General features: G+C 42.9%; 5 protein-coding genes. 3 read left to right on the forward strand and 2 right to left on the reverse strand.

From position 1 onward, the window contains the following. Window positions 1–165 precede the first annotated feature (165 nt). The 3 genes from Q5Y71_RS16590 (at window position 166) to Q5Y71_RS16600 (ending at window position 1,487) form a co-directional block, all read left to right on the forward strand. On the forward strand, window positions 166–525 hold the full coding sequence (locus tag Q5Y71_RS16590; protein ID WP_306043193.1) for a hypothetical protein: 360 nt from the start codon (window positions 166–168) through the stop codon (window positions 523–525). Beyond that, window positions 515–955, forward strand: a complete 441-nt coding sequence (locus tag Q5Y71_RS16595) for a hypothetical protein (RefSeq protein WP_306043194.1) — start codon at window positions 515–517, stop codon at window positions 953–955. Before Q5Y71_RS16590 ends, Q5Y71_RS16595 begins: the two co-directional genes overlap by 11 nt. 349 nt (window positions 956–1,304) lie before the next feature. Further along, the gene (locus tag Q5Y71_RS16600; protein ID WP_306043195.1) at window positions 1,305–1,487 is read left to right on the forward strand and encodes a hypothetical protein; all 183 of its coding nucleotides are present in this window, start codon (window positions 1,305–1,307) and stop codon (window positions 1,485–1,487) included. Window positions 1,488–1,667: 180 nt separating this feature from the next. On the opposite strand, the gene Q5Y71_RS17715 is transcribed toward Q5Y71_RS16600, so the two are convergent. Together Q5Y71_RS17715 and Q5Y71_RS16605 are read right to left on the reverse strand one after the other, a co-directional pair. Beyond that, the gene (locus Q5Y71_RS17715; protein WP_371877092.1) at window positions 1,668–1,877 is read right to left on the reverse strand and encodes a SymE family type I addiction module toxin; all 210 of its coding nucleotides are present in this window, start codon (window positions 1,875–1,877) and stop codon (window positions 1,668–1,670) included. Between the two features lie 56 nt (window positions 1,878–1,933). Continuing rightward, on the reverse strand, window positions 1,934–2,191 hold the full coding sequence (locus tag Q5Y71_RS16605) for a hypothetical protein (protein ID WP_306043196.1): 258 nt from the start codon (window positions 2,189–2,191) through the stop codon (window positions 1,934–1,936). Between the last annotated feature and the right edge of the window lie 339 nt (window positions 2,192–2,530).

A 2,530-nucleotide genomic window follows, 5' to 3' on the forward strand; every position in this document is an offset into this window, starting at 1 on the left:
AGTCGCGTGGAGATCATGATTTTGCTGATGAAATTCGTATGAAATGGAAAAACTGTTAGTTGTTGGCCATTTCAAGCTTTATCAGTGCATTGATATGCACAAAAGAAAACGGCTTGGAAAAAACTTGGTTCTATTGATGCTGGTGGGGGAAGAAAGGAGTATGTCTTGACTATAGATGCTGGCCAGAAAATTAGGTTGGACGCATATAGTGATACTCATGGATTGGAAGGGTTTTACGTGAAAGCCAAGCCTTTACCTCTTGACGAAAATGGTGGTTATGCTGATCGAATTGAGCCAATAATTGAAGTAATTCCTCCCATCGGTTCATTTGACGGATACTATCGATTGGCAGATGACGGCATAATAAAAAAGTCATTTATTGCTGGCTTTCATAACGGGATGAGTATGACTATAAGTGAGCCTTATGATAATCCACATGGTTTCAGGTGGAGGATTTCAATTCCTCCACAGGAGCAACTACATCAAAACTCGGCGGGATATAGACTTGATGTGTATGGGCAGTAAAGTGAAACAGCTTCTATTGTGTATTATATTTTGCTTAGTAGCTCCGTTTGGTTGTTCAGCCGATGAAGAAGCAAAATATACAAGGCAAGAATGTATTCAAAAAGTGCTGTTTGATTGGAGTGGTTATGACGAAATTGAAATTGAGCGAGTTCTGGAACAATTCACTTATAAGTTAACGAGCTTAAGTGGCCGTGAAAGTGATATTGAAGTCCCTAGCTTCGTTATTCCACTTAAGCATAGAAATGAGCTATATTTTCAATTTAAGAAGAATTGTTCCAACAAAAAGAAAAACACAATTCATCTAATTAAATTAGTTGTTCCATCGGTTAGTAATATGCCTAAATATATTGTATCTGATGAGAGGGTTGTACCATCTCCTAAAACTATTTCCTTAAAGGGGGAACACTGGAAAGAAGATGATTTCGAATAAGCAGATGCACAAAAGGAGGATGGTACAAATGGATTCATGCAGTGCCGTAATACTTGTTTAAACCAAAACTATGGTGAAACTATTGTGTGGGCCAATAGGGTTAGCCCATTAAGTGTACAGGGCGTGCTTACAAATGAAGCAACCGAAATTCTATCAGATAGACTGTCTAAAGAAGCTAATCGAAACGCATGGTCGCATAGTAAGGAAGCGTTCGAAACCGGTAAGCGCCAATTAGGTCTTTTAAAGTTATTTGGGAGGTTCAATGCAGCCATGGCCGTTGCCGGTGCATTTGGTTTTCAGGTTGGGGCTGTTGGGTATTGCTCTGTTGAATGTGTGGGGGAATTTCTGAATGAATAAAATGTTATTTCGGATACTCTCCGGCGTTTTAGGGGTACTTTTTGTTCTTTATGGGATGATAGTTTTTTCTCCGTTTGGAGAGGGGTTAGGGGTGCTAGGTGGTTTTACCGGGTTAGCCCTTGGTGGAATATTACTTTATTGCTCTATAACAGGAAAAAAAAGATTATTTCGGTAATGGCTTCACGAAATGCGGAACTCACAGGAACAATAAGAGAAAGGAACAAAAGCAATATTTTTTCTTTTGGCTTGTCGTGAGATGAAATGCTAGGTTGTAGGCGTTAAGCCTTATAGCTTAGTAAGCAAAACCACTAAAACCCCGGCAGGGCAATCTGCTGGGGCTTTGTCTTTAAGACGCCTATTCAGCAGTCAACACCAAACACCGCTCCATGACCCTGACCTTGATCGGCATATCCACCACAAAACCGGCCCGTTCAAGCCAGTGGCCCCTGATCGTGATCCATGGCACGGAACGGCTGGCAGCATAGGGTGGCTGTTTCTTGAGGCGGTACTCATAGTAGGCCTCCTGGACTTTAATGTAGCGCTCCTGACAAATTTTTTCATAGATCTAAGCAAGAAATAACATACAGAGTAAGTGTCCCAACTGCAGTGGATACCGATTACTTATTGTTTCTCTTCTTCTTGCCGTTTCTTGATCAGATTCTGTTCAGAACTGAAGCAGCTGTGATAGACATCGCTTAACTCCATACCGGCTTGTGCCAACTCCAACGTGGCCTTTGGATTATCGGGTATGCGGGTAACGGCAAAGAACAATGCGCGGAATCGGTTTGCGTGCTCAATACCGAGGGATGCGGTGTCGAATGCTTTGGTCAACAATGAATCGACTCGGTAATAAGGCACAGTTTCAGAGTGATTTGGCATAATAGCCTCCTTGTATAGCGAGTTCCGCCACCAGGGAGTTGTCAATCTCAATTGGGTGGCGGGGTAAACGGGTTGACAATACCGCTACAAGGAAACGGCGGGCCCGAAAGCCCCCCGAATACCCCACCATAACAAGGAGGTTTCGCGCATAAAAAAAGACGCATACCGCTGGTGGCGTCTTCTTGGCGCCTTGTAGTTACGGGTTGTCAATCCCGGCTACGGAGGTTGCCGTAGCGCAACCAGTATGCGTGTTCATTGTAACAACTTTCAACTCTGAACGTTGAATATTGTGCCAATTATTGTTGTTGTAATCGTTGACTTTAATCCTGGGCAGATTAG

The organism is Microbulbifer sp. 2205BS26-8 (assembly GCF_030731025.1).
GTDB lineage: Bacteria > Pseudomonadota > Gammaproteobacteria > Pseudomonadales > Cellvibrionaceae > Microbulbifer > Microbulbifer spongiae.

Bases quoted from the DNA above. Each gene is read 5' to 3' on its own strand.
- Q5Y71_RS16595 (WP_306043194.1), top strand. From the start codon at position 515: ATGGGCAGTAAAGTGAAACAGCTTCTATTGTGTATTATATTTTGCTTA.
- Q5Y71_RS16600 (WP_306043195.1), top strand. From the start codon at position 1,305: ATGAATAAAATGTTATTTCGGATACTCTCCGGCGTTTTAGGGGTACTT.
- Q5Y71_RS16605 (WP_306043196.1), bottom strand. From the start codon at position 2,191: ATGCCAAATCACTCTGAAACTGTGCCTTATTACCGAGTCGATTCATTG.